This is a genomic window from Flavobacterium sp. (genome assembly GCF_044339515.1).
Classification (GTDB): Bacteria; Bacteroidota; Bacteroidia; order Flavobacteriales; family Flavobacteriaceae; genus Flavobacterium.
The window spans coordinates 1-24,661 of the sequence record NZ_JBIIVK010000012.1; the positions used below are offsets into that span (position 1 = coordinate 1).

25 protein-coding genes and 1 pseudogene are annotated in these 24,661 nt (G+C 35.3%); 14 read left to right on the forward strand and 12 right to left on the reverse strand.

The genetic code is table 11. The annotated features are described in order from the left end of the window. Positions 1 to 159: 159 nt before the first annotated feature. The 9 genes and pseudogenes from ACIQ0M_RS04845 to ACIQ0M_RS04885 form a co-directional block, all read right to left on the reverse strand. Positions 160 to 1,611 (reverse strand): serine hydrolase, encoded by a 1,452-nt coding sequence (locus ACIQ0M_RS04845; protein WP_396150293.1) that lies wholly within the window; start codon positions 1,609 to 1,611, stop codon positions 160 to 162. A gap of 157 nt (positions 1,612 to 1,768) precedes the next feature. Further along, a pseudogene (locus ACIQ0M_RS04850) lies at positions 1,769 to 2,065 on the reverse strand (tyrosine-type recombinase/integrase); the annotation flags it as partial. Positions 2,066 to 2,559: 494 nt separating this feature from the next. Then, positions 2,560 to 3,087: a methylated-DNA--[protein]-cysteine S-methyltransferase gene (locus ACIQ0M_RS04855; RefSeq protein ID WP_396150294.1), complete on the reverse strand. Its 528-nt coding sequence runs from the start codon at positions 3,085 to 3,087 to the stop codon at positions 2,560 to 2,562. Between the two features lie 90 nt (positions 3,088 to 3,177). Next, positions 3,178 to 4,332, reverse strand: coding sequence for a sodium ion-translocating decarboxylase subunit beta (locus ACIQ0M_RS04860; RefSeq protein WP_396150296.1), 1,155 nt, complete (start codon positions 4,330 to 4,332; stop codon positions 3,178 to 3,180). A gap of 6 nt (positions 4,333 to 4,338) precedes the next feature. After that, complete coding sequence (locus tag ACIQ0M_RS04865; RefSeq protein WP_396150298.1) at positions 4,339 to 4,779, reverse strand: biotin/lipoyl-containing protein; 441 nt, start codon at positions 4,777 to 4,779, stop codon at positions 4,339 to 4,341. 6 nt (positions 4,780 to 4,785) lie between these two features. Next, positions 4,786 to 5,169 carry an OadG family protein gene (locus ACIQ0M_RS04870; RefSeq protein WP_396150300.1) on the reverse strand — a complete coding sequence of 128 codons (384 nt, stop codon included), beginning with the start codon at positions 5,167 to 5,169 and terminating at the stop codon, positions 4,786 to 4,788. A 1-nt stretch (position 5,170) separates the two neighbouring features. Then, on the reverse strand, positions 5,171 to 6,730 hold the full coding sequence (locus ACIQ0M_RS04875) for an acyl-CoA carboxylase subunit beta (protein ID WP_396150302.1): 1,560 nt from the start codon (positions 6,728 to 6,730) through the stop codon (positions 5,171 to 5,173). A 10-nt stretch (positions 6,731 to 6,740) separates the two neighbouring features. Continuing rightward, on the reverse strand, positions 6,741 to 7,151 hold the full coding sequence (gene mce / locus ACIQ0M_RS04880; RefSeq protein WP_396150304.1) for a methylmalonyl-CoA epimerase: 411 nt from the start codon (positions 7,149 to 7,151) through the stop codon (positions 6,741 to 6,743). Positions 7,152 to 7,319: 168 nt separating this feature from the next. After that, complete coding sequence (locus ACIQ0M_RS04885; protein WP_396150306.1) at positions 7,320 to 9,296, reverse strand: thiamine pyrophosphate-dependent enzyme; 1,977 nt, start codon at positions 9,294 to 9,296, stop codon at positions 7,320 to 7,322. Between the two features lie 188 nt (positions 9,297 to 9,484). Here ACIQ0M_RS04885 and ACIQ0M_RS04890 point away from each other — a divergent pair, with 188 nt between their 5' ends. The 10 genes from ACIQ0M_RS04890 (at position 9,485) to ACIQ0M_RS04935 (ending at position 16,289) form a co-directional block, all read left to right on the forward strand. Then, complete coding sequence (locus ACIQ0M_RS04890; RefSeq protein WP_396150308.1) at positions 9,485 to 10,435, forward strand: isopenicillin N synthase family dioxygenase; 951 nt, start codon at positions 9,485 to 9,487, stop codon at positions 10,433 to 10,435. Positions 10,436 to 10,594: 159 nt separating this feature from the next. Further along, a complete protein-coding gene (locus ACIQ0M_RS04895; RefSeq protein ID WP_396150310.1) occupies positions 10,595 to 10,930 on the forward strand; it encodes a translation initiation factor in 336 nt (111 codons plus the stop codon). Between the two features lie 67 nt (positions 10,931 to 10,997). Beyond that, positions 10,998 to 11,864: a nucleoside phosphorylase gene (locus tag ACIQ0M_RS04900; protein ID WP_396150312.1), complete on the forward strand. Its 867-nt coding sequence runs from the start codon at positions 10,998 to 11,000 to the stop codon at positions 11,862 to 11,864. Then, positions 11,864 to 12,097: a hypothetical protein gene (locus ACIQ0M_RS04905; protein WP_396150314.1), complete on the forward strand. Its 234-nt coding sequence runs from the start codon at positions 11,864 to 11,866 to the stop codon at positions 12,095 to 12,097. The genes ACIQ0M_RS04900 and ACIQ0M_RS04905 overlap by 1 nt, the downstream gene beginning before the upstream one ends. Further along, positions 12,097 to 12,624 carry a GNAT family N-acetyltransferase gene (locus ACIQ0M_RS04910; protein WP_396150316.1) on the forward strand — a complete coding sequence of 176 codons (528 nt, stop codon included), beginning with the start codon at positions 12,097 to 12,099 and terminating at the stop codon, positions 12,622 to 12,624. The genes ACIQ0M_RS04905 and ACIQ0M_RS04910 overlap by 1 nt, the downstream gene beginning before the upstream one ends. Positions 12,625 to 12,692: 68 nt before the next feature. Then, positions 12,693 to 13,190, forward strand: a complete 498-nt coding sequence (locus tag ACIQ0M_RS04915) for a hypothetical protein (RefSeq protein ID WP_396150318.1) — start codon at positions 12,693 to 12,695, stop codon at positions 13,188 to 13,190. Positions 13,191 to 13,241: 51 nt separating this feature from the next. Beyond that, on the forward strand, positions 13,242 to 14,093 hold the full coding sequence (locus ACIQ0M_RS04920; protein WP_396150320.1) for a substrate-binding domain-containing protein: 852 nt from the start codon (positions 13,242 to 13,244) through the stop codon (positions 14,091 to 14,093). A gap of 21 nt (positions 14,094 to 14,114) precedes the next feature. Further along, positions 14,115 to 15,047 (forward strand): transglutaminase, encoded by a 933-nt coding sequence (locus tag ACIQ0M_RS04925; RefSeq protein WP_396150322.1) that lies wholly within the window; start codon positions 14,115 to 14,117, stop codon positions 15,045 to 15,047. Positions 15,048 to 15,125: 78 nt separating this feature from the next. Further along, positions 15,126 to 15,695 carry a DUF3575 domain-containing protein gene (locus tag ACIQ0M_RS04930; RefSeq protein ID WP_396150324.1) on the forward strand — a complete coding sequence of 190 codons (570 nt, stop codon included), beginning with the start codon at positions 15,126 to 15,128 and terminating at the stop codon, positions 15,693 to 15,695. A 12-nt stretch (positions 15,696 to 15,707) separates the two neighbouring features. Continuing rightward, a complete protein-coding gene (locus ACIQ0M_RS04935) occupies positions 15,708 to 16,289 on the forward strand; it encodes a hypothetical protein (protein WP_396150326.1) in 582 nt (193 codons plus the stop codon). Here ACIQ0M_RS04935 and corA read toward each other — a convergent pair. After that, positions 16,286 to 17,359 (reverse strand): magnesium/cobalt transporter CorA, encoded by a 1,074-nt coding sequence (gene corA, locus ACIQ0M_RS04940; protein WP_396150328.1) that lies wholly within the window; start codon positions 17,357 to 17,359, stop codon positions 16,286 to 16,288. The genes ACIQ0M_RS04935 and corA overlap by 4 nt on opposite strands. A gap of 69 nt (positions 17,360 to 17,428) precedes the next feature. Here corA and hutI point away from each other — a divergent pair, with 69 nt between their 5' ends. Both hutI and ACIQ0M_RS04950 read left to right on the forward strand, forming a co-directional pair. Then, positions 17,429 to 18,664 (forward strand): imidazolonepropionase, encoded by a 1,236-nt coding sequence (gene hutI, locus ACIQ0M_RS04945; RefSeq protein WP_396150330.1) that lies wholly within the window; start codon positions 17,429 to 17,431, stop codon positions 18,662 to 18,664. 11 nt (positions 18,665 to 18,675) lie between these two features. Beyond that, positions 18,676 to 19,023, forward strand: coding sequence for a hypothetical protein (locus ACIQ0M_RS04950; protein WP_396150332.1), 348 nt, complete (start codon positions 18,676 to 18,678; stop codon positions 19,021 to 19,023). Between the two features lie 63 nt (positions 19,024 to 19,086). On the opposite strand, the gene ACIQ0M_RS04955 is transcribed toward ACIQ0M_RS04950, so the two are convergent. After that, a complete protein-coding gene (locus tag ACIQ0M_RS04955) occupies positions 19,087 to 19,974 on the reverse strand; it encodes a hypothetical protein (protein ID WP_396150335.1) in 888 nt (295 codons plus the stop codon). A 103-nt stretch (positions 19,975 to 20,077) separates the two neighbouring features. On the opposite strand from ACIQ0M_RS04955, the gene ACIQ0M_RS04960 reads away from it, so the two are divergent. Together ACIQ0M_RS04960 and ACIQ0M_RS04965 are read left to right on the forward strand one after the other, a co-directional pair. After that, complete coding sequence (locus ACIQ0M_RS04960; RefSeq protein ID WP_396150337.1) at positions 20,078 to 21,118, forward strand: formimidoylglutamase; 1,041 nt, start codon at positions 20,078 to 20,080, stop codon at positions 21,116 to 21,118. 70 nt (positions 21,119 to 21,188) lie between these two features. Further along, the gene (locus ACIQ0M_RS04965) at positions 21,189 to 22,436 is read left to right on the forward strand and encodes a DEAD/DEAH box helicase (RefSeq protein ID WP_396150339.1); all 1,248 of its coding nucleotides are present in this window, start codon (positions 21,189 to 21,191) and stop codon (positions 22,434 to 22,436) included. Here the strand turns inward: ACIQ0M_RS04965 and ACIQ0M_RS04970 are convergent. Further along, a complete protein-coding gene (locus ACIQ0M_RS04970; RefSeq protein WP_396150341.1) occupies positions 22,433 to 24,622 on the reverse strand; it encodes a response regulator in 2,190 nt (729 codons plus the stop codon). The two genes, ACIQ0M_RS04965 and ACIQ0M_RS04970, sit on opposite strands and share 4 nt — an antisense overlap. Positions 24,623 to 24,661: the final 39 nt, after the last annotated feature.

A 24,661-nucleotide genomic window follows, 5' to 3' on the forward strand; every position in this document is an offset into this window, starting at 1 on the left:
TTTAAAATGAAGTCTACAAGCTTCTTCACTTCCAAAATTTGCCGTAAAACTGAATAAATTCATCGCTTTTTTTTATCAAATATAAGGCTTTTTATTTAATTATGGGTAATTGCGGACAATCAAAAATCTTTATGTCATGTTGGTTTTGTCTTGCGTTGCTTATTCAGTCTTTATAAATCGTCCCAGTTGATTTTCTGTCTTAAGAATATAAAGTCCAGTTGGCAAGTCTGAAATATTTATTTGGGTTGTTGCTTGGCTACTCTGTTTAACCAATTGTCCTGTTGAACTATAAATTTGAAAGCCTTTTTTGCAGTCAAAATTGATAATTGTATTTGCAGGGTTAGGAAAAATAGAAACAGTACCTTGATTTGGATGTTCAGTTACACTCAATACTATATGATTGAAGTCATCTGAAAAAATCTCACAGCCTTCTTCAGAAACATGTTTAACCGAATAACTACCGCTTTGCGTTGGGTTAATGAATTGATTTGTTTCCCCTATCAGTAGTGTGTCATTCAAATACCATTGATTACCGTTTTGGTAGCTTGATTGCAATTGATTGCCGTTAAGTGTTATTGTCGGTTGCTGTAATTTTATTGGTATAATTTGCTCAACGAGATTTCTCAATTGAGTATGGGTTGGTTGAATAATTCCTAATGACCTTCGTACAAAAAATATGCAGGCAATATTTCGACAACGGTCAATCCAAGGAGTAAAACCAAAAGCACCTTGACTACCGTATTGTGTTGTTTCACCATTGGTTTCTTGTTCAACCCATACACCATAGCCATATCTGAAATTTTCTCTTAAAGGGTCACCTGAATAAGGAGTACCATTTAGTGGAACACCATTTGTCTGGTCAGTTTGCATCATTTTCACGGTCAAAGAGTCAATAACTTGAACGTTGTTGAACTCCCCATAGTTCAGAAGCATAGTAAGGAGTTTAGAAAAGTCTGGCATAGTGGTACCCATTCCACCTGCTATACGATAATTTGCTGTAGCACCTAAAGCAACATAATCTGTATTTGTCATTCCGAGAGGAATTGCAATTTTTTGCTGAAAAAGGCTATCCCAACTCATTCCTGTTGCAATTTCAGCCATTCTTCCTGCTACGTGCATACTTACACCACCGTATCGAAATTCAGTACCAGGCGTAAATGACATGGGAGTATTCAACCCAATATTGTCTACTGCTTGTTGCAAAGTAATACTATTATCAGAGATAAAAGGCGATTGTACCGGAAGTCCAGAAGTATGATTCATCAACTGGTGAAGAGTAATGACAGGCTTGCCGCTGAAGCTTGGAAGAAAGTTTTGAACGGTGTCGTTTGGCGATAGATATCCTTCGTCTATCAGTTTCATGATTAATGCCATAGATGGCATTTTTGAACCCGAAGCGATTGGCTGATAAGTTGTGTTGTTCCAGCTACCCCAATACTGCTCGTAGATTACACTGTCGCCTTGCACTATCATAAATCCGCAGCTTTGTCCTGACTGACCGATAACGCTAATACTGTCCGTAATTAATTGTGTTATTGGAGTAAAATTGAACTGGGCTTTTAAGTTGCTACTTTGTAGAGCTATAAGGCAAATGATTATTATTTTTTTCATCTTGTCAAATTGTTTAAAATTTACATTCGTTTTGACTCTTAAAATTGTCAAAGGTTTAATTTAACGGTCTTTTTTTCTTGTCTTGTCGTCTTTTAGGGTGAGGCATAAACTAGTAAATATCATCAAATATATACAACTTTTTTATCGTTTTCAAATTTTAATCAAGTTTTTTCTTATAACTTTCATCGGCTAATCGGTCTAACGGGCTCACAATTTTATTTACAGCATTGGCACTAATGTGCGTGTAAATCGTGGTCGTTTTGATACTTGAATGACCCAAAAACTGCTGGATATAACGAATGTCTGTTCCATTCTCTAACAAATGCGTTGCAAAACTATGGCGTAACGTATGTACCGTAGCTTTTTTTTCTAATCCTGATTTCTTCAATGCCTCACGCATCACCGCCTGAACGCTGCCAACACTATATGGTTCTCCTGCAAATTGTCCTTCAAATACATATTTTTGTGTTTAATACGTTTGGCGGTAATACTCCAATGAACTCATAATACTATGAAAAATCACTAAAAAAACAGTCTTTTTCGGGTTTCCTTTCACATTCTGCACATTTGTTCGGAAAACACCCCCTTTTTCCGAAGCCCGTTCGAACAATTACCGAACAAAACCCCTGTAAAAGTCAAGAAAATCGTCAAAGTGGCTCAAACGTTGTCAAATGCCGTCAAATGGTGTCAAATGGCGTCAAAATTTTAAAGGTGCTGAGTGGCTGAGGTACTAAGGTTTGTTTGTGCTGAGGAAGAGAGCTGTTTTTCTAAAAAGGAAAAGGATAACACACACGAATCCGTTTACATCCATTTTCGCTATGAGAAACAAAAAAACATTTACATCCACAAAAACCGCGTCATCCGCGTTCCAAGCAAATGAAACTAATAGTTTACCGCCAATTCGCAAATTAATTACTCACCCACAACATACAACCGACAACCGACAACCTAAAACAACGTCAACTGACTCCCCTGCTCCAACGCTAATAATTTTCTTTTCGCGGATAATCCACCGGCATAACCCACCAATTCCTGATTACTTCCCACAATTCGATGACACGGAATAATAATTGAAATGGCATTGGCACCATTAGCTGAGGCAACCGCTCGAATGGCTTTTGGGTTGTTTAATTGTTTCGCTAAACCCAAATACGTTTGCGTTTTACCATACTCAATTTGTTGCAAAGCTTTCCAAACCGATTGTTGAAAATCAGTTCCCACCAAAAGCAGCGGCAAATCAAAATGTTTTAACTTATGATCAAAATAAGCTCCTAACTGCAATACTGTTTCTTGTAACAACGGTGTTAATTGTGTTTCAAAGGTCGCTTGTAAGCCATTTAAAAGGCGTTTATCGACTTCTTTACGCATTTTGCGGTATTGCCAGTCACATAAACACAATTGATTGTTGTAATCGCCTAAAATAAGCTCGCCGACCGGAGATGAATAATGATGAATATGAATTATAGAATTTTGCATAGCTGTTTGAAAAAATAAAAATAGCAATTTTTTGAGAAAACTACCAGTTTAATCCTCTTCAAAAAACCGACAACTGACAACTGTCAACCTCTACCCCAAAAAACTCAACATCACCCCTGCTGCTATCGCACTACCTATCACACCGGCCACATTCGGACCCATCGCGTGCATAAGCAAATGATTCGTTTTGTCGTATTCTAATCCAACTATCTGCGAAACCCTCGCACTATCCGGAACGGCAGAAACACCTGAGTTTCCAATCAACGGATTAATTTTATTGCCTTCTTTTAAAAACAAATTAAAAAATTTGGTAAATAAAACCCCTGCTGCTGTAGCGATGACAAATGAAATAGCACCTAATGCAAAAATACCCACTGATTTACCGGTTAAAAAAGTAGTGGCTTGTGTAGAAGCCCCAACAGTTAAACCAATTAAAATCGTTACAATATCAATTAAAGAACCTTTGGCAGTATCAGCCAACCTTTTCGTTACGCCGCTTTCTTTTAATAAATTACCAAAAAACAACATTCCCAACAAGGGTAATCCACTAGGAACAATAAACGTGGTGAGTAATAAACCGACTATCGGAAACATAATCTTTTCGTTTCGGGAAACCACTCTTGGAGGCTTCATTCGAATTAATCGTTCTTTTGAAGTAGTAAACAATCGCATAATCGGGGGTTGAATCACCGGTACCAATGCCATATACGAATAAGCAGAAATTGCAATTGCCCCCATGAGTTCCGGTGCTAACTTAGACGATAAAAAGATAGCCGTAGGTCCGTCAGCTCCACCAATAATAGCAATTGCTCCCGCTTGTTCCGGTAAAAACCCTAAGGCTAAAGCAGCCATATACGCTCCAAAAATACCAAATTGAGCCGCAGCACCAATCAACATTAATTTCGGGTTGGAAATCAAAGCTGAAAAGTCAGTCATGGCTCCTATTCCCAAGAAAATTAAAGGCGGATAAATACCTTTCATTACCCCAAAATAGAGGTAATTCAACACGCTACCCTCTTCATAAATCCCAATTTGAAGTCCAGGAAAAAAGGGAATATTCCCAATCAAAATACCAAAACCTATGGGAACCAAAAGCATGGGTTCATATTCCTTAAATATGGCCAAATAAATAAAAACCAACCCTACAAGAATCATCACAGCATGACCAAAGGTAAAATTAGCAAAGGCGGTGTAGGTAAAAAACAACTCCAAATGTTCAACTAAAAAACTCCAAAACTCGTTCATGATTGCTTATTTTATAGTCACTAACACATCCCCTTCCATTACTGCATCACCGGTAGAAAAATGAATCGCTTCCACTATTCCTGCTTTATCGGCTTGGATACTGTTTTCCATTTTCATGGCTTCAAGCGTAATTAATTCTTGAGATAGTTGCACCGTATCGCCCACTTTAACATGCAGTTTTAAGATTACACCGGGTAGTGGTGATTGAATCGTACCGCCACCTTTAGGGGCAGAAGGTGAACTGGTTTTCACAGTAGCTTCAGAAGAATCGGTAGAAGGCACCGCAACGGATCGAACCAATTTTGGTGTTTTGACCACCGTTGATTTTTTCTCTAACTCTACAGTGTAGTCCATTCCATTGACCTGAATGTGAGCCAAGTCTTCTTCTAAGTTGTCAATAACTACTTCGTATCGGTTTCCGTTTATTTTAAAATTGAATGATTTCATAGCGGTTTATTTTAATTCTTTTCGCATGCCGTAAATTTTTGAACTCCATGGCGAATAACTTCGGTTTATTTTTTTGATGGTCAGCAAGGCCGTCTCGTGGTCATGCAACTCTTGCTGATAGAGGTGAATAGCCATGGCTACCGCTGCTCCTAACTCTAGAGTGGCCGTGCCATCATCGGTTATAGGGTGATCTTTTTTGGAAGCTTTATTCCTAAAATCATGAGCAAAAAGTTTCGCAATGTTTTTAAATAGTAAATACAAAATAAGTAAGGATAGAAAAACAACGGTCATGGCTACTAAGGTCATCCCAATTCCATAAGGATCCAAACGGGCAAACTCCGCTGCATCTTTATGCGAACTCACTTGAACTAAAAAAAATAATGCCTTCATGTTACAGCGGGATATTAGAGTGTTTTTTGGGAGGGTTCACCACTTTTTTAGTGGCCAACGATTGAAGAGCTCGAATGATTCTAAAACGCGTATTTCTTGGCTCAATAATATCATCAATATAACCATAACTGGCGGCATTATAAGGATTGGCAAACTTTTGTTTGTATTCTTCCGTTTTATCTGCAATAAATTGTGCTCTTTCTTCTAAGTTTTCTATTTGCATGTATTCTTTTTGATAGAGAATTTCAATCGCACCTTTGGGACCCATTACAGCAATTTCAGCATTAGGCCAGGCATAATTGATGTCGCCACGCAAATGTTTGGAACTCATTACATCATAGGCTCCACCATAGGCTTTACGTAAAATAATCGTGACTTTCGGAACGGTGGCTTCACCATAAGCAAACAATAATTTAGCCCCATGAAGAATAATTCCGCCATACTCTTGTGTGGTGCCGGGTAAAAATCCGGGTACATCCACCAGCGTTACTAACGGAATGTTGAAGGCATCACAAAAACGCACAAAACGAGCCGCTTTTCGGGAAGCATTAATGTCTAACACACCGGCTAAATAACTGGGTTGATTGGCGATAATGCCTACCGGTTGTCCGTTAAATTTGGCATAACCAATAACAATGTTTGGAGCATAATGACGATGTACTTCAAAAAACTCTTTCTCATCTGCTATGGCATAAATCACCTCTTTTACATCATATGGCTTGTTGGGATTTTCCGGAATAATAGAGTTCAAATCGTCTTCCATTCGTTCAATTGGGTCTAAACAAACAGATAAAGGCGGTTCTTCTAAATTGTTCTGAGGAAGATAACTTAACAATTTACGAATCAACAGCAAACCTTCTTGTTCATCTTCAGCAATGAAATGAGTCACCCCGGATTTAGTACCGTGAACCATTGCTCCTCCTAATTGATCATCAGTCACAACCTCTCCGGTAACGGTTTTCACCACTTTAGGACCAGTCACAAACATATAACTGTTTTGTTTGGTCATCATGATAAAATCAGTCAACGCCGGCGAATAAACCGCACCACCTGCACAAGGCCCAAACACCGCTGATATTTGCGGAATCACTCCCGATGCCATGATGTTGCGTTGAAAAACTTCGGCATAACCGGCTAAACTGGTCACACCTTCCTGAATTCTAGCTCCACCACTATCATTGATTCCAATAATGGGGGCTCCCATTTTGAGAGCCATGTCCATCACTTTACAAATTTTTTGAGCAAACGTTTCTGATAAAGAACCTCCAAAAACAGTGAAATCTTGAGAAAATACATAGACCAACCGAGCATCAATGGTGCCAAAACCGGTTACTACTCCATCACCCAAATATTTTTGTTCTTCCAGTCCAAAATTTGTACTGCGATGTGTCACAAACATATCAAACTCTTCAAAGCTATTTTCATCTAATAAGAGTTCTATGCGTTCACGAGCAGTTAATTTTCCTTTAGCATGTTGCGTATCAATTCGTTTTTGACCACCCCCTAAACGGGCTTCTGCTCGCTTATCTAAGAGTTTTTTGATCTGTTTTTCACTTTCCATGATGAGTGATTTACCGGTTATTATTTTCGCAGAGTTCCAATAAAACTCCGTGTGTTGATTTTGGATGTAAGAAAGCAATATCCAACCCTTCTGCTCCTTTTCGAGGAGTGGTGTTAATCAGTTGAACATCTTTAGAAGCAAGTTCTGTTAAATTTTGTTGAATATCCTTTACGGCAATGGCTAAATGATGAATGCCTTCGCCTTTCTTTTCAATAAATTTTCCAATCGGTCCATCCGGGTCAGTGGATTCCAACAACTCAATTTTGGATTGCCCAATTTGAAAAAAAGCCGTTTTTACTTTCTGCTCTTTTACTTCTTCAATCCTGTAGCATTTTAATCCTAATTTTTCTTCCCAGAACGGAATAGCTTCTTCTAAACTTTTTACAGCTATTCCAATGTGTTCAATATGAGATAGATTCATAATAAACAATGTTTAAATTTTAAACAAAGTTAAGAGGAAGGAAAACAGTAAAATCTGATAAATATCAGGTTTGTTGACTTCTATTCATAAAAGCCAAAAAAAATGAATTTCAATCGTTTTCGGTTGATAAAATAAAGCAAAAAAAAAGAGGCAAACGCCTCTTTAAAATTAATATGCAACTAATTCAAGTAATTCCTTTTCAAATCGCTCTTTCGGTAAATATTGCTCTTCCAATGCTTTCACAAAAGGAATCGGCGATTCTAAACTGCCTACTCTACGCACCGGACCATCCAAATGCTCAAAGCAATTTTCCATGATCATCGCAGATATATCACTGGCAATGCCACCAAAAATAGTATCTTCTTGCAAAATGATACATTTGTTTGTTTTCTTAACAGATTTGTAAATAGTTTCGGTATCTAGCGGTTGTAAGCTTCGTAAATCCAACACATCTGCACTAATTTCCGGGTGTCTGGATAAGGTTTCTAGAGCCCAATGTACACCGGCTCCAAAAGAAATGATGGTCACTTGTGTCCCTTCTTTCAACAAAGCTGCTTTACCAAACGGAATAGTGTAATAATCGGTTGGTACATCTTGATAAATACTTCTATACAATTGTTTGTGTTCAAAATACATGACCGGATTCGGGTCGTTAATAGCCGTATTCAATAATCCCTTTGCATCATACGGGAACGCAGGATAAACTACTTTTAAACCGGGTGTTTTGGTAAACCAAGCTTCATTGGTTTGCGAGTGAAATGGACCGGCTTGCGTTCCACCACCACAAGGCATTCGAACTACTACATCGGCTTTTTCATTCCAACGATAATGTTGCTTGGCTAATAAATTAACAATAGGGTTAAATCCGGTAGAAACGAAATCGGCAAACTGCATTTCTACAATTGCTTTATGCCCGTTTATCGATAATCCCATTCCGGCAGAAACCACTGCACTTTCACAAATTGGTGTATTGCGAACGCGTTCTTTCCCGAACAAATTCACAAAACCATCGGTTACTTTGAACGCTCCACCATATTCAGCAATATCTTGACCCATAATCACCAAATTAGGATGACGTTCCATCGATTGCTTTAAACTTTGTGTTATTGCATCAATTACACGAATATTTTCTGTAGAATTTGAATGTGTAAATTCCTCAAATTCATATGGTTTGTAAACATCATTTAATTCTTCACTTAAATCAGCTGTAAAATCCGGCTCATCAAAAACGAGACGAATATGCTCCTCCATTTCTTGCTTATATGCCATTCGAATTGCTTCATCATAATCATTGGTAAGCAGTCCGATTTCTTTTAAATATTCACGATAATTATCGATTGGATCTTTTTGAGCCCACTCGTCCATTAGATCTTGTGGAACATATTTGGTACCACTCGCCTCTTCATGTCCACGCATTCTAAACGTTAAAAATTCCAATAAAACCGGTCTCGGATTTTGGCGTAAAGAAGCCACTAATTCAGAGACTTTTATAAATACTTCCAAAATATTATTTCCGTCAATGATATGACTTTCCATACCGTAGCCAATGCCTTTATCAGCCAAATGCGTACAACGGTATTGCTCATTCGTTGGTGTTGAAAGTCCATAACCATTATTTTCAATAACAAACAAAACCGGTAATTCCCAAACAGCGGCAATATTTAAGGCTTCGTGAAAATCACCTTCACTGGTAGCACCTTCACCTGTAAAAACAGCGGTAACTTTTCCGTTCTTTTTGAGTTTATTGGCTAAAGCTATTCCATCGGCCACACCCAATTGCGGACCCAAATGCGAAATCATACCTATGATTTTATATTCTTGTGTACCAAAGTGAAACGAACGATCACGACCTTTGGTAAAACCGCTTTTCTTTCCTTGCCATTGAGCAAACAATCGTTGCAAAGGAATGTCACGAGTGGTAAAGACGCCTAAATTTCGATGCATTGGTAAAATGTATTCATCTCTGTCCAAAGCTGAAGTAATACCCACCGAAATGGCCTCTTGTCCGATACCGGAAAACCATTTGGAAATCTTACCCTGACGAAGCAAAATAAGCATCTTTTCTTCAATCAAACGAGGTTTTAACAAACGAATATATAAATCAAGAAGTGTAGTGTCGGAAAGATTTTTTCTGTCGAAAAGCATAGTTTGGGTGTTTTAAAATGCTCCCAAAAGTACAAAAAATAACAATTTCTACTTCTTTTGTGATACTTTTTTATAAATCGTTTTTTTGAGTGTTGATAACTTTCAATTTTACAATCTAAAATATTTATTTACATTTGTATTTACAAGCATTCAACTCACTTTGAGTTATTAACAAACAATAATTTACTATGCAAAAAATTCCTAGTGTTGACTTGCGTGATTTCCTATCGGATGACCCGGTACGCAAACAAAAATTTGTAAATGAAATCGGAAAAGCTTACTCAGATATAGGGTTTGTAGCCCTAAAAGGTCATTTTTTAGATGATCGTTTGGTGGATGAGTTATATAGTGAAGTGCGTAATTTCTTCTCACTTCCTGTAGAAACCAAATCCAAATATGAAATTCCCGGAATTGGCGGACAACGCGGTTATGTTTCTTTTGGAAAAGAACATGCCAAAGGTCGTTCAGCCGGAGATTTAAAAGAGTTTTGGCACTTTGGCCAATATGTAAGTGAAGGTTCAAAATATGCCGGAGAATACCCTGATAATGTAGAAGTAACCGAATTACCAAAGTTCAATGAAGTCGGCAAAGAAGCTTACCAAATGTTGGAAAAAACAGGTGTTTATGTATTAAGAGCGTTAGCCTTGTATTTAGGTTTGGATGAATTCTACTTTGATAACTACATCAAAGACGGTAACAGTATTCTACGTCCGATTCATTATCCACCTATCACTGATGAGCCAAAAGATGCCGTGCGAGCAGCAGCACATGGCGACATCAACTTGATTACGTTATTAATGGGAGCACAAGGAAAAGGATTGCAAGTGCAAAACCACAATGGCGATTGGATTGATGCGATGGCCGAACCGGATGAATTAATGATCAATGTGGGCGATATGTTGTCCCGTCATACGAACAATAAATTAAAATCGACCATTCATCAAGTGGTCAATCCACCAAGAGAATTATGGGGAACATCTCGTTATTCCATTCCTTTCTTCATGCATCCGGTGAGCGATATGCGTCTGGATGTGTTGGAAGATTGCATTGATGATAATAATCCTAAACGATATGAAGACATTTCAGCCGGAGAGTTCTTGCATGAACGTTTGGTTGATTTGGGATTGATTAAGAAATAATAAATAATAACTCATAAAAGTAAGACATTGAGTTTTGGCTTGATGTCTTTTTTGATTTGTGAAGGTTCTGGGGTACTTAGTAGCTAAGGCACTAAGGTTTAATAGTAGATAATCAAAAACCTCAGTACCTCAGAACCTTAGAAACTTAGAACCTGTAGAATGAATGACTTAAGCGAACAACTAAAAAAACTCTTCCCAGACCATCAACCCTCCATCGAACCGGAACAAGTTGAGGATACGCCACACGAATTATACATTCAAAAAGAACCGATGATTTGTCAGTACGAAAAGCGAAAAGGCAAACCCACCACTATTATTTCCGGCTATGAAGGAACAGATGAAGATTTTAAAATCTTAGCCAAAGAAATAAAAAGTAGATTTGCCGTAGGCGGAAGTTTCAAAGACGGCGAAATCATCATTCAAGGTGATCACCGTGATAAAATAATGCAATTTTTAAAAGATAAAGGATTTAAAACCAAACGTGTAGGAGGGTGATTTTTTGTTTCAAGTTTAAAAAACTAACCTCAGAACCTTAGCTACTTACACCTTAGCACCTAAAAAAATGATACAATCATCCGAATTAATATTAAACCCCGACGGCAGTGTTTACCACATCAACTTATTGCCGGAACAAATTGCTCACGACATTATTTTTGTGGGGGATCAAAACCGCGTTGAAAAGATTACCAAGCATTTTGATTCGATTGAATTTTCCACCCAAAAAAGAGAATTCAAAACGCAAACCGGAATCTACAAAGGCAAACGCATCACGGTAATGTCCACCGGAATTGGTCCGGATAACATTGATATTGTGATGAATGAGCTTGATGCATTAGTCAACATCGATTTAAAAACCAGAACGATAAAAGAAAAATTAACTTCGTTAAACATTGTTCGAATCGGAACATCGGGTTCGTTGCAAGCTGATATTCCGGTAGAAAGTTTTGTGATGAGTGCTTACGGATTAGGATTAGACAACATGCTTCGTTCTTATTTAATTGATACTATTTCCGAAAAAGACATTGAAGATGCGTTTATCAATCAAACGAATTGGGATTTGAGAAAAGGTCGTCCGTATGTAATCAAAGGAAGTAATTCACTAATTAAAAAATTTGAGAGCAATCAGATTAAGAAAGGTTTCACCGGAACAGCAGGTGGTTTTTATGGTCCACAAGGACGTGTTTTACGGTTAAATATTCAAGATGCAGACCTAAATTCAAAAATGGATTCTTTTAATTACAACGGTATTCAAATGACCAATTTAGAAATGGAAACCGGAGCCATTTATGGTCTTGGAAAATTATTAGGACACGAATGTTTATCGTTGAATGCAATTATAGCCAATCGAGCAAACGGAACATTTAGTAAAGATCCGTATAAAGCGGTGGATGCGTTGATTGAATATGCGTTGGATAAATTGGCTGAGTAATGAATTATTTGTTGCGTAGCTTTTTTAATGGAATTGGAGGAATAATTAGATGGTTATTTTTCAAACTGATAAATATATTTTTTGATAAAAACTATCCTAGCGATTTAGACTATTATTTAGAAATTGAAAATCAAGAAAAAGATAAAAATGGATTTTCTAATTTACAAAAGAACTTCTTTGCAGGAATACTTATATTTATTTTATTAATTGTAATTGCAGAAAGAATCGAATAATGAATCTTACACTAGAAACTAATCGCCTCCTCCTTCGCCCACTTGAATTAAGCGATGCCGAAGCCATGTTTGAAATGGATAACAATCCCAATGTACATCGTTACTTGTGGCAAAGTCCAACGCAGGAAATAAGCGAAACCCTCAAGATTATTGAAATGGTGCAAAAACATTATGTGGACAATAAAATTGGGCGTTTTGCAACGATTCTGAAAGAAACAGGCGAATTCATTGGTTGGACAGGAATTAAATTTGTAAATGACCATGTAGAAAACGGAAACACTAATTTCTACGATTATGGTTATCGTTTAAATGAAAAGTTTTGGAATAAAGGTTATGCCACTGAAGCCTCCAAAGCCTGGTTAGACTATGGTTTCAACCAACTGAATATTGAAAAAATGCATGCTTACACACACGCTCAAAACGGAGCCTCCAACCAAGTTTTAAAGAAAGTTGGCTTTCAATTTATGGAAGATTATCCAGACACGGAGGGTGTGATTTGGAAATGGTGGCAAAAGGAAAATATTTAGTTAGATAAGTCGAAACATGAATTTTCAGATTAAAAACACATTTGTTAATTAGTAGTTTATGTTATGTTATGAAATTTGATGAGTTAATTGAAAAAGTAAAGCATATACCTTATGGAAGAAATACCAACAGATATGATTTTTCATTAGTTCTTTCAGAAAATAAAGGAACCTGTAGCTCTAAGCACGCATTTTTAAAGGGTTTTGCAGACAAAAATAACATTGGTAATGTAAAACTTTACATCGGTGTTTTTAAAATGAATGAAACTAATACACCTAAATTGTGCAACATTCTTTCAAAAAGCAATATAGCGTATATTCCTGAAGCACATTGTTATTTAAAAATAAATGGAATTCCCGTTGATGTGACCACAACTGATTCATTTTATGAAAAAATTAGAGATGAAATCATTGAGGAAATTGAAATCAATCCAAATCAAGTAAGCGATTTCAAAGTTCAATATCATCAAGCATTTTTGAAAAAATGGATTATTGAATCTGATCAAAAAAATACTTTTGAAGAAATTTGGAAAATCAGAGAGCGTTGTATTTTAAAACTTTCTGAATAAACATTTTTCTATCCTTTTAATACTTTATACTCCCATCTTAATACTAAAAAAATGAAAACCATCAAAATCGCAGGCGTACCCGAACATTTCAATTTACCTTGGCATTTGTGCCTAGAAAACGGTGAATTTGAAGAAGCCGGAATCGATCTACAGTGGACTGACGTTCCAGAAGGAACCGGAAAAATGTGCCAAATGTTACGCGAAGGTGAAACCGATATTGCCGTGATTCTTTCCGAAGGAATTGTGAAAGATATTAGTGCAGGAAATCCTTGTAAAATCGTTCAAATTTATGTGGAAAGCCCCTTAATATGGGGAATACATGTGGATGCGAAATCAAACTATACTTCGCTTTCTGATTTAGAAAACACGAAAGTAGCGATTAGTCGAATGGGTTCCGGTTCGCATTTGATGTCAATTGTAAATGCACAAAATCAAGGTTGGAACACCAATGACATACAGTTTAAAATTGTCAACACCATTGATGGTGCGGTGGAAGCTTTATCCAATGGAAAGGCTGATTATTTCATGTGGGAAAAGTTTATGACAAAACCTCTAGTTGACAACGGAACATTTCGTAGAATTGCCGACTGCCCTACTCCTTGGCCGTGTTTTGTGATTGCTGTTCGCAATGAAATGCTTGAAAAACACCCGCAAACCATTGCATTGATTTTAGATATTATCAATACAACGACAGAAGAATTTAAAGATATTCCGAGTATTAACCGAACGTTAGCTAATCGATTTAATCAAAAAACGGAAGATATTGATGCTTGGCTCTCGCAAACCAAATGGTCGCAAAAAAATATAACACCCGAAACGTTAAACAAAGTTCAAAATCAACTCTTTGAACTAAGTCTTATCGATAAAAAAAGTACTTTTGCTGAAATCGTGCATCGCTTTTAGCATTTTGCCGTTTCAATTAAAATGAATTTATTCGGGACACTTAATTTTCAAGAGTTAAAAACTAAATTCCAAGTCAAAAAACCTTGGGATGATGTAATCATTTTTGTTTTAAATGTACTGATTGCTATTCCAATTTTTATCATCATTCATCAAAATTTAAAAGACCCGGAGTGGTTTTTTAATATTGATAGAATTCTAATCGGGATTATTCTTTTAATTCTGATTCAACTTATCTTACGACTCATTCGAACCATCTTAATTCTAGGTATTGTGGCCTATTTGATTATTTTAATTTATGGAACTGTTTTTAGCGGATATGGTTTTCAATCTGTTTTTCAGGATTACGGTTATATGATTTATTCGATGACAGAAAATCCGAATCCGCAAGACATTGTTATTTCAAAACTACTGCCATTTCCTAATAAAAATCAGATAATCAACGCAATAGAATATGATAATCCACAAGTACGTAATTTTGCCTTAACCGCTACGACATTACATTTCAAGGATTTAACAGGTAAAAAAGAGCATCGGAAAATGATTCAATGTTTTGCTGTTTTTAAAGAAATCAGAAACCGTTGGAACTATGTAAACGATCCAAAAGGACAAGAATACATTGCTTATGCAACGGAAAGTTTAATTCATTTTTCAGGTGATTGTGACGATCATGCAATTTTGATGGCGGCTTGTATTCGTGCAGTCGGCGGTACACCAAGACTCATTCACACGGGAGGTCATATTTATCCAGAAATGTTGGTGGGCAAAAAAAGTGATTTGGAAGCGGCTGTATATCTCATCAAAGAAGTATTGTTTATTGCCGAAAGTAAAGACAAAGAAATTCATTACCACATTGACGAGCGAGGTCAAATTTGGCTAAATTTAGATTACACTGCTCGTTATCCCGGAGGTCCGTTTATGTCGGAAGAAATTTTGGGTGCATTAACCCTAAACTAATATGTTTGAAGAGATTTTGGTTAATTTTTTTCTTTACTACCAAGCTTTTTATATATTTACATCATTAAACCCCAAAAAATGAAAAAAATTATTTTTATCTTTTTAGTTTTCACACAGGTTTTGTTTGCTCAGGAAAATAATACATTTAACTTGGGTAAAAATGAAATCAAGTTTGATGTTGTTTCGTTAGTTGCTTTAGGAAAAATTCATGTTAGTTATGAACGCTTTATCAGTAATGATTTTTCAATTGGAATCAGTGGTAATTTTAACCAAAGTAAGTCAAGAGAAGAAGATTTTGAGAGTGGTAAAAACAGAACGTTAGAAGAATATCAAATCATTCCATTTGTTCGTTATTCCTTATCCAAAAGTCAGATTCGCTATTATTTTGTGGAAGTTTTTGTTTCTGCTAATCAAGGTAAATACCGTGAATTAGAACGATTATTAGATCAAAATAACAATGGTTATTATGAAGCCGTTCAAAAAGACTACGCTGATTATGCCATAGGTGCTGCTCTGGGTCACAAATTTTATATTAAAGAAAAATTAGGTGTCGACATTTTTGTGGGTATGGGAAAAAACTTGTTCAGTAGCGGCGAAAGTCCTGACATTATTTCACGAGTTGGCGTTAATTTAGGATACCGATTTTAATCAAATTTGACTATGAAAACATTAAAAAATATAATTCTATTTGCGTTAATCACTTTTTCAATTTCTTGTAGTAAGGAAGATGAAGAATTTTTTAATGCGGTTTATACCACTATTCCCGGATTAGTTACAATTGAAGCTCAACCCAGTTTTGCTGTGAACGACGTACTTTGGTTGAATACGAATACCTTTTCCAGGTACTTAACCGAACCTAATCAAACAACTCCTTTAGATGTTTACAGAACAACAAATTCAGAAACATTTAGTTTTTTGTATCGATTGGAGAAACAAGTTAACGGAGAATGGGAAAATGTTGCAATCGGTAGTAATTTTATAGAAGATAAAGGCGAAATGAGTATTGGTAATTATATCACAGGAATTGCTTTTTATAACGATATAACGGAAACTTACGAATACAGAGGTGGTCTATTGTTAACTCAGCCAGGACAATATCGATTAGGATTTTTTAGTGGTCACAACGGTTTTAATTTTGATATTATTTCAGAAAGTGCCAATCGTTCTACTTTCCTAACTATTGCTACTACAGCTTTTAATGCTCCTGATGGTAGCGGATTTTATAATTTTACAGTTAACTAAAACCATTTTTTTTGTTTAAAATAAACAATCATTCCTAAAACCAAAACAAACATAACCCCTAATGTGATGAAATAGCCATTGGGAGTTTTTAATTCCGGCATGTTTTCAAAATTCATTCCATAAACACCTACAATAAATGTAAGCGGAATAAACACAACAGACACAATCGTTAGTGTTTTCATGATTTCGTTCATGCGATGACTTTGAGCCGAAAAATAAAAACTGGACGCACTCTCTAACGAATTAATATCATAATCAACTTGGTCTAACAACTCTAAACTTTTTTGGTATAGTCTTGAAAAAAAAGAATAATTTGATTTTTCGATTCCATTAAAATCATCATCATCCTGCATTGATTTTAAATTGAAAAGCGAATCTTTCAAAGGAATAATGGAACGTTTTAAGTAATTTAAATCTTCACTGCATTTTTCAATTCTAACCAAAACCTCTTGACTTTCGTTTACTTTTGCCTCAATTTGAAGTTGCTCAATAATATCCTCATATTTCTCAATCGTTATGTAGAAATTTTCCATAACGGCATCCAACATTAAATACAACAAAAAATCATTTTTCTTTTTACAGACCAAACCGGTATTGGTTTTTATTCTTTCGCGAATGTGTGTAAAAAAATCGCCTCGTTTTTCCTGAAACGAAATCAGTATATTATCTTTTAAAAGAAAACTAATTTGTTCTATTCGCACACTGGTATCTTTTTCCGGTAAAATGGATTTAATGCTGAAAAATAAAGCATTTTCCAGCTCTTCCATTCGGGTACGTTTGGCCACATTTAAAATATCACCTGCAATATAACCGTCAATACCGATAACTTCAACAATACGCTTAATGAGCTCACCATCGTGTAAACCATGAACATTGAGCCATTTAACATCTCCGGAGGTTAATAATTCTTCAATCTCCACTTTATCTAACTGTAGGTTTTTAGTTTCAGTATAAGAATCTGAATTATACACAAACAATTGCATTTCAATCGGTTGATCACTGTGTTGTCCGGTATATTCAAAATGATTAGGTTGAACCTTTCTTCCCTTTTTATATTTTAATCGTTTCACGGTTATATTTTTTATAAAATTAAGGGATTTAATTTTTTCATTCTATTTTTACAGAAAATATTTTTACTCATGCAAACACTCATCATCAATATCAAGGAGCTTATTCAAATAAGGGAAAATGGAATTCAGAAAGTTTCCGGTAGAGAAATGGCTAATTTACCTTTAATGAGAAATGCCTTTTTGTTGATTGAAAATGATTTGATTGCTGATTTTGGGTTAATGGATAATTGCCCAACACTACCCGATGCAAAAATCATGGATGCCACCGGGAAAGTCGTTTTACCCACTTGGTGCGACAGTCATACGCATTTGGTCTATGCCGGAAACCGGGTACAGGAATTTGTGGACCGAATTAATGGATTGAGTTACGAAGAAATCGCTAATCGAGGGGGTGGAATTTTAAATTCAGCAGAAAAACTAAACGCAACCAGCGATGAGGAGATCTACGAACAATCAAAAGTTCGTTTAGAAGAAGTCATGAAATTGGGAACCGGAGCCATCGAAATTAAATCCGGTTATGGCTTGACTGTAGAAGGCGAAATCAAAATGCTTAGGGTAATCAGACGTTTAGCAGAAAATTATCCCATTAAAATCAAAGCTACTTTTTTAGGAGCTCATGCTTTTCCGAAAGAATATAAAGAAAATCATTCCGGTTATATTGATTTAATTATTAATGAAATGCTACCAAAAATCGCTGAAGAAAACTTAGCCGATTATATTGATGCTTTTCTCGAAACCGGCTATTTTTCTGTTGAAGAAACCGAACGAATTATGGAAGCCGGAAAAAAATACGGTTTAATTTCTAAAATCCACGTCAATCAGTTCACGGCCATCAACGGAATTTCGGCTTGCGTTAAACACAATGCTTTATCGGTCGATCATTTAGAAATTGTAACCGATGAAGATATTGAAGTGCTTAAAAACTCAGAGACAATGGCAGTAGCTTTGCCTTCATGCAGTTATTTTATCAGCATTCCATACACACCAGCACGTAAAATGATGGCAGCCGGATTGCCATTAGCCTTAGCAACGGATTATAATCCGGGAACCACACCTTCGGGAAATATGAATTTTGTGGTAGCCACCGCTTGCATCAAAATGAAAATGACTCCCGAAGAGGCCATTAATGCAGCCACAATCAACGGAGCGTATGCGATGGGAATTTCAGCTACGCATGGAAGTATTACCAAAGGTAAAAAAGCCAATATAATCATTACTAAACCCATTCATTCATTTTATCAATTGCCGTATGAGTTTGGAAGTAATTTGATTGAAACGGTTATGATTGAAGGGAAAGTTATTTAAAAATATATACTATGAAATACTATATTTCAATATTATTGTTAGTGACACTGGCAAGTTGTCAATTCATTGTACCATCATTTATTGATGGTGAACCATTCAGAGAGGAAATCAATGAAAGTTATTTAATAACGGAATATTCACATGACAGTTTCTGTTTAATAAAAAAAGACTGTCAAAATGATAATGCAGGTGTAGTTATAATTGAAAATATTGATAGTATTTGCTTTATAAATAAAAATGAAATTTACCTTCATTCAAATGAAAAATATTATTTAATTACTGAAGAAAAAGTGACAGAAATTGATACATTCAATTATAAAATGACGAGTATTGAAACTTACTTTAATATAAGTTATTAAATAGATTCAATAAAAAAAGGAGCAACATCACATTGCTCCTTTTCTATTCTATTAAATTAATTCTTATTTCAAAGAGAAACTTGTTTTTCCAACTAATTCTCCTTTGTCAAAAATGTTTACGAAGTAAGTACCTTTTTCAAAGTTTTCACCCGGAAGGTTTTCAGAAACATTTACAGTATTGTTTTCGTATTGAACAGTTGATATAAAACTATAGGTTAACGATTGGTCGCCAAATTCAATTAGTTTTTTCTCACCCAACACATTGTTTTTGCTGTCAATTACTTGTATGTAATATGATTTATCGCCTGATTTAGCTACTTTGTTTTCAGCAATGGTAAAGCTTACTTTCAAAATATCTGCTCTACTTGCTCTTTCTGTAGCTACTTCTTTACCGGAATTTTTCACTTTATAAGCTCCGGTTTTTAAATTTAAAACTGAAAGTTTAGAAGCTTTTTCAACAGTTTTAGATAATTCTTCGTTTTGACCGGTCAATACTTGATTGTATTGTTGTGCCTCTACTAAAATTGTTTTCGTACTGTCAATCTCAGTAGTTAAATCTTGGTTCAACTTCTTCAATTCATCATTTTCCTGAATCAAGGCATTCATTTTAGTTTGTAATTGCTGTACTTGTAATTTGTATTTGTTCATAGCAGCAACATCACCTTTTGCTTTTTTAACTTCTTCCATTAATTTAACCACTTTGTCACGTTCTGCGATTAATTCTTCAGACATCGACGTGTTTTCTGCAATGGCTGCATCATAAGTTGTTTTTAGTTGAGCTAATTCAGCCAAAGCCGTTTCTTTTTCTGTTGTTACAGAAGATAATTCTGTTTCCACCTTTTTAGCATCAGAACTCATTTTAAACATATAGCCCAAGCTGGCTAATAGCAAAAGTGACAATACCAGTATTATCGCTTTTAGTTTTGAATTGTTGTTGTTTTGGTTTTCCATTTTAAGTTGATTTTAGGCAAAGTTAATTTTAATTTAGATTCGATATGCATTTTTCTAACGTAATTTATTTAAAAATAGTATTTTTGAATGCAATAATTTTTTTATGGAAAACCTTGTTCCGTTTACTTCCATTGATTTGGGAAAGATAACCAATCACAGAAGTGGTGAAATAAAATTTGGCGAAAAAATGCTTACCATTCCCAAAGGAGTGGACCCAATAACGTTTCTAACCGAAAGCAAAGCCAAGTTTGTTTTATTCGGCATTCCCGAAGACATTGGCGTTCGGGCAAATTTTGGTCGTCCCGGTGCCGCTTCAGCATGGGAAAGTGCTATCAGAAGTATTGCCAACATTCAACACAACCGTTTTTGTAAAGGAAGTCAACTTCTGATTTTGGGGTCATTGAATGTAAAAAATGACATGAAAATTGCTGAAAGTTTAGATTTTCATAACGTAGACGACCGCAAGACTTTTTCCACTTTGGTTGAAAAAATTGACAAAGAAGTTTCCCATATCGTCTTTACCATCGTAAAAGCCGGAAAAATTCCGATTATTGTTGGAGGCGGACATAACAATGCCTACGGTAACATTAAAGGGACGGCTTTAGCAAAAGGAAAACCAATTAATGCCGTGAATCTAGATGCTCATTCTGATTTTAGAATTTTAGAAGGAAGACACAGTGGCAATGGATTTTCCTATGCGTTTGACGAGGGATTTTTAAAAAAGTACTTTATCTACGGCTTACACGAAAGTTATACTTCTAAAAATGTGTTGTTACGATTAAAAGATTTAGAGGATCGAGTTCGTTTTAATACCTATGATGAAATTGCCATTCGAAAAGTCAAAAACTTTGAGCAAGAGCTGAATCAAGCCTTAACTTTTATAAAGAATGATTTTTTTGGAATAGAAATTGATTTGGATTCTTTGCCTAATATTGCTAGCAGTGCCATGACACCAAGCGGATTTTCGGTGGAACAAACCCGTCAATTCATTCATCATTTCGGGCAACATGCAAATGCAGCTTATCTTCATATTTGCGAAGGGGCTCCTGATTTATCAGATGAGAAAAATCCACAATTGATTGGAAAATTGATTGGTTATTTGATTACAGATTTTATAAAAGCAAAGGGTGTGTTGGAGGTGTAAAAACCATTTAGCTGCAAATTGTTTAAGTCAGTAGAATAATTACCCTATCTTTGCCGGCAAATAAAATACTATGACTTTTCAAGATTTAAATCTTCTTTCTAATATACAACATGCCTTGTCTGACGAAGGCTACACAACCCCTACTCCTATTCAACAACAAGCCATTCCGGTAATTTTAGAGGGAAATGATTTGGTGGGATGTGCACAAACCGGTACCGGAAAAACGGCCGCTTTTGCCATTCCTATTCTGAATACGTTGCATCGAATTGTAGGTTCTGCTCAAAAAAGAAAATACATTAGAACTTTAGTGGTTACGCCCACTCGCGAATTGGCTATTCAAATTGGAGAAAGTTTTGAAACCTATGGCAAATATACCAATATCCGTCAATTAACCATTTTTGGGGGCGTGAGCCAAGTACCACAAGTAGATCAATTAAAAAAAGGTGTTGATGTTTTGATTGTTACGCCCGGTCGTTTATTGGATTTGCATAAACAAGGTTTTATCGATTTAGATCATTTGCATACGTTGGTTTTAGACGAAGCTGATCAAATGTTAGACATGGGCTTTATTAATGATGTTAAAAAAATCATCAAATTAACGCCCGACAACCGTCAGACTTTATTGTTTTCGGCTACGATGCCAATTGCCATTAGAGAATTAGCGGATAGTTTTTTAACCAATCCCAAATATGTTTCCGTGACACCTATTTCGTCTACTGCTGAAACGGTGGAGCAACGCATTTACTTTGTCAATAAAGAAGATAAACGAAAATTATTATACCATCTCATTCGAAATGAAGGTTTAAAACAATTGTTGGTTTTTAGCAGAACCAAACACGGAGCAGATAATGTGGTGAAAGCCTTGAAGAAAAACGGCGTAAATGCCGAGGCGATTCACGGAGACAAATCGCAATCCGCTCGACAACGTGTTTTGGAGGCTTTTAAAAAGAATGAAATTTCTGTTTTAGTGGCCACAGATATTGCTGCTCGTGGAATAGATATTGAAAGTCTGCCCTACGTTTTAAACTTCGATTTACCTAATATTCCTGAAACCTATGTACACCGAATTGGTCGAACAGGTCGTGCAGGAAATGGCGGAATTTCCATCTCTTTTTGTGGAAAAGACGAAGAAGTATATTGGAAAGACATTCAAAAGTTGGTGAAAGTGAATGTAAAAACCATCAAAGATCATCCTTATCCATGGAATGAGGCTGAAACGGTCATTGAACCTGAAAAAAAAGATTACAGAAATACAAAAAAAGCAGCACCATCGAGAAAATCCGATGCTTCGAAAAAGAATAAAAAACGTTGGTATTAATCGTCTTTTCTTTTTACCAACATTTCAATGCTGTAAATTAATTTTGTGGGTTCAAATGGTTTAATGAGCACATCATTCATTCCGGCCTCATAAGCTTCCTCCGAAATTTCATCTTTTGCAAAGGCTGTTAATGCAATAATTGGGATTGTTAATCCTTTCTTACGAATAAGTTTAGTCGTTTCAAATCCATTAATTAATGGCATATTTATATCCATTAAAACAACATCAAAAGGTTCTTTAGACAAAGCTTCAATAGCGGCATAACCATCATCTACAATTAACGTTTTGAAGTTGCTTTTTTCCATAAATTTTCGGGTAACCATTTGATTGATTTTATTGTCTTCAACCACTAAAACCTTATAAATTTGTGCATTAGAAAGGTCAACCGGAATATTATTAATTATTTCATTCACTTTAGAGCGATCCGAATCAAAGGCGATTGTAAAATCAAAAGCGGTTCCTTTACCTTCTTCACTTTTTACAAAAATTTCACTTCCAAAGAGTTTTACCAATTTTTTCACAATAGAAAGTCCTAATCCGGCACCTTGGTAATCATCCTCTTTACGATCAATTTGAACAAATTTATCAAAAATCTTTCCTAAATCTTTTTCAGCAATACCCATTCCGGTATCAATTACTTCAAACTTAATGTAGCAAAGTGAATTTTCACTGCGGTCTAAACTTGCTTTTATTTTTACTTCACCGTTTTGTGTAAACTTCAAAGCGTTACTTACCAAATTCATCAAAATTTGTGAGAGTCTGATTTTATCTCCCACTAGAAACTCAGGAATTGTAGGGTCAATTTCCGTGATAACCATATTGTTGTTACGTGTAGCAATGAACGACAAAGAATTAGAAACCATGTTGATTTCGTCAGCCACATTCATGGTTACATGCTCTAAAACCACTTTATTTTCTTCAATTTTATTAATCTGAAGTAAGTCGTTTACCAACGAGAGAAGGTAGCGTGCTGAAAATTTTAAAGAATTTAAATGTGGACTATTAGCCAATTTTTTATGCTCATCAGAAAGCATATTTGTTATTCCAACTACGCCATATAATGGTGTTCGTAATTCGTGACTAATGGTAGAAATGAATTGTGTTTTTAATTTAGATGCTTCTTCCGCTTTTTCTTTGGCAACATTTAATTCTTCATTTTTAGATTCCAGAAAATCATTAATTTTTCTTCTAAAAATATTGTTTCTATATAAAATGTAAAGCAAAAACATCATCAACATTAAAAAAACAAGTATCAAAGTGACAATAATTTTGGTTTTCTTTAGGTTATCTGATTGTAGACTTCTTTCTTTTTTTATTTCTTGAATTTCTTTTTTTGACTCATCAAGTTCAATTTTTAGGGCTACTAATTCAGCATTTTTAATGTTTTCAGAACGAAAAACCCTATCTTTAACATCTTCATGCTTGTCTAAGGTTAGGTAGGCATTTTTATAATCTCCAATTTCAAATAAATGATTTGCATATTGCTCATAGCTGTCTGACAAATAGGAATCTAATTGATTTTCAATACTAATCTCAATGGCTTTTTGATAATATAATTTGGCTTTATCATTCTCTTTTAAATGGCTAAACTTCATTCCTAATAACAAATTGAGATAGGTTTCCGTATCAGGAAAACGCATAAAATCAATATGTTTTTCAGCAAAATCAAGGTTTTGAATAGCTTTGGTGTAATTTTTCTTTTGAAAATATGCCCACGAGAGATTTATTTTTGTTAATACCGATGAGGCAGTATCTTTCAAACGATTGGAAAATTCTAATGATTTATCGTAATATTCTATTCCAACATCAATGTTATTTTTGCGATACAAATAAATATTACCAATATTGTTGTAAAACCAAATTTTTAAGGTATCATTTCTTGCTTTTTCAGAATAAAACACTGCCTTTTTGTAGAAATCAAGAGCTTTGTCTTCTTCTAAGATTTCTTCATAGTTTCCGGCAATCGAGTTGTATGACAAAGCAATCAGGTTGTCATTTTTTAATTGTATGGCCTTTTTTAAAGCTTCATTTGATAGTAAAAGTGATTGTTTATATTTTGCTTTAAACATCAAACTATCTGAAGTAGTCAACAGATTCAATACTTCATCTCTGGTTACTTTTTTTTCTTGTGAAAAAACAGAAAAAGACAAAAGTATAAGTAGTAGGTAACCAAATTTTTGGGACATTCTTAATGGATAATTTATCAAATATAAAACAAAGTATTG

Excerpts from the sequence above, each read along its gene's own strand:
- ACIQ0M_RS04845 (WP_396150293.1), bottom strand. The coding sequence starts at position 1,611 with ATGAAAAAAATAATAATCATTTGCCTTATAGCTCTACAAAGTAGCAAC.
- ACIQ0M_RS04855 (WP_396150294.1), bottom strand. The coding sequence starts at position 3,087 with ATGCAAAATTCTATAATTCATATTCATCATTATTCATCTCCGGTCGGC.
- ACIQ0M_RS04860 (WP_396150296.1), bottom strand. The coding sequence starts at position 4,332 with ATGAACGAGTTTTGGAGTTTTTTAGTTGAACATTTGGAGTTGTTTTTT.
- ACIQ0M_RS04865 (WP_396150298.1), bottom strand. The coding sequence starts at position 4,779 with ATGAAATCATTCAATTTTAAAATAAACGGAAACCGATACGAAGTAGTT.
- ACIQ0M_RS04870 (WP_396150300.1), bottom strand. The coding sequence starts at position 5,169 with ATGAAGGCATTATTTTTTTTAGTTCAAGTGAGTTCGCATAAAGATGCA.
- ACIQ0M_RS04875 (WP_396150302.1), bottom strand. The coding sequence starts at position 6,730 with ATGGAAAGTGAAAAACAGATCAAAAAACTCTTAGATAAGCGAGCAGAA.
- mce (WP_396150304.1), bottom strand. The coding sequence starts at position 7,151 with ATGAATCTATCTCATATTGAACACATTGGAATAGCTGTAAAAAGTTTA.
- ACIQ0M_RS04885 (WP_396150306.1), bottom strand. The coding sequence starts at position 9,296 with ATGCTTTTCGACAGAAAAAATCTTTCCGACACTACACTTCTTGATTTA.
- ACIQ0M_RS04890 (WP_396150308.1), top strand. The coding sequence starts at position 9,485 with ATGCAAAAAATTCCTAGTGTTGACTTGCGTGATTTCCTATCGGATGAC.
- ACIQ0M_RS04895 (WP_396150310.1), top strand. The coding sequence starts at position 10,595 with ATGAATGACTTAAGCGAACAACTAAAAAAACTCTTCCCAGACCATCAA.
- ACIQ0M_RS04900 (WP_396150312.1), top strand. The coding sequence starts at position 10,998 with ATGATACAATCATCCGAATTAATATTAAACCCCGACGGCAGTGTTTAC.
- ACIQ0M_RS04905 (WP_396150314.1), top strand. The coding sequence starts at position 11,864 with ATGAATTATTTGTTGCGTAGCTTTTTTAATGGAATTGGAGGAATAATT.
- ACIQ0M_RS04910 (WP_396150316.1), top strand. The coding sequence starts at position 12,097 with ATGAATCTTACACTAGAAACTAATCGCCTCCTCCTTCGCCCACTTGAA.
- ACIQ0M_RS04915 (WP_396150318.1), top strand. The coding sequence starts at position 12,693 with ATGAAATTTGATGAGTTAATTGAAAAAGTAAAGCATATACCTTATGGA.
- ACIQ0M_RS04920 (WP_396150320.1), top strand. The coding sequence starts at position 13,242 with ATGAAAACCATCAAAATCGCAGGCGTACCCGAACATTTCAATTTACCT.
- ACIQ0M_RS04925 (WP_396150322.1), top strand. The coding sequence starts at position 14,115 with ATGAATTTATTCGGGACACTTAATTTTCAAGAGTTAAAAACTAAATTC.
- ACIQ0M_RS04930 (WP_396150324.1), top strand. The coding sequence starts at position 15,126 with ATGAAAAAAATTATTTTTATCTTTTTAGTTTTCACACAGGTTTTGTTT.
- ACIQ0M_RS04935 (WP_396150326.1), top strand. The coding sequence starts at position 15,708 with ATGAAAACATTAAAAAATATAATTCTATTTGCGTTAATCACTTTTTCA.
- hutI (WP_396150330.1), top strand. The coding sequence starts at position 17,429 with ATGCAAACACTCATCATCAATATCAAGGAGCTTATTCAAATAAGGGAA.
- ACIQ0M_RS04950 (WP_396150332.1), top strand. The coding sequence starts at position 18,676 with ATGAAATACTATATTTCAATATTATTGTTAGTGACACTGGCAAGTTGT.
- ACIQ0M_RS04955 (WP_396150335.1), bottom strand. The coding sequence starts at position 19,974 with ATGGAAAACCAAAACAACAACAATTCAAAACTAAAAGCGATAATACTG.
- ACIQ0M_RS04960 (WP_396150337.1), top strand. The coding sequence starts at position 20,078 with ATGGAAAACCTTGTTCCGTTTACTTCCATTGATTTGGGAAAGATAACC.
- ACIQ0M_RS04965 (WP_396150339.1), top strand. The coding sequence starts at position 21,189 with ATGACTTTTCAAGATTTAAATCTTCTTTCTAATATACAACATGCCTTG.
- ACIQ0M_RS04970 (WP_396150341.1), bottom strand. The coding sequence starts at position 24,622 with ATGTCCCAAAAATTTGGTTACCTACTACTTATACTTTTGTCTTTTTCT.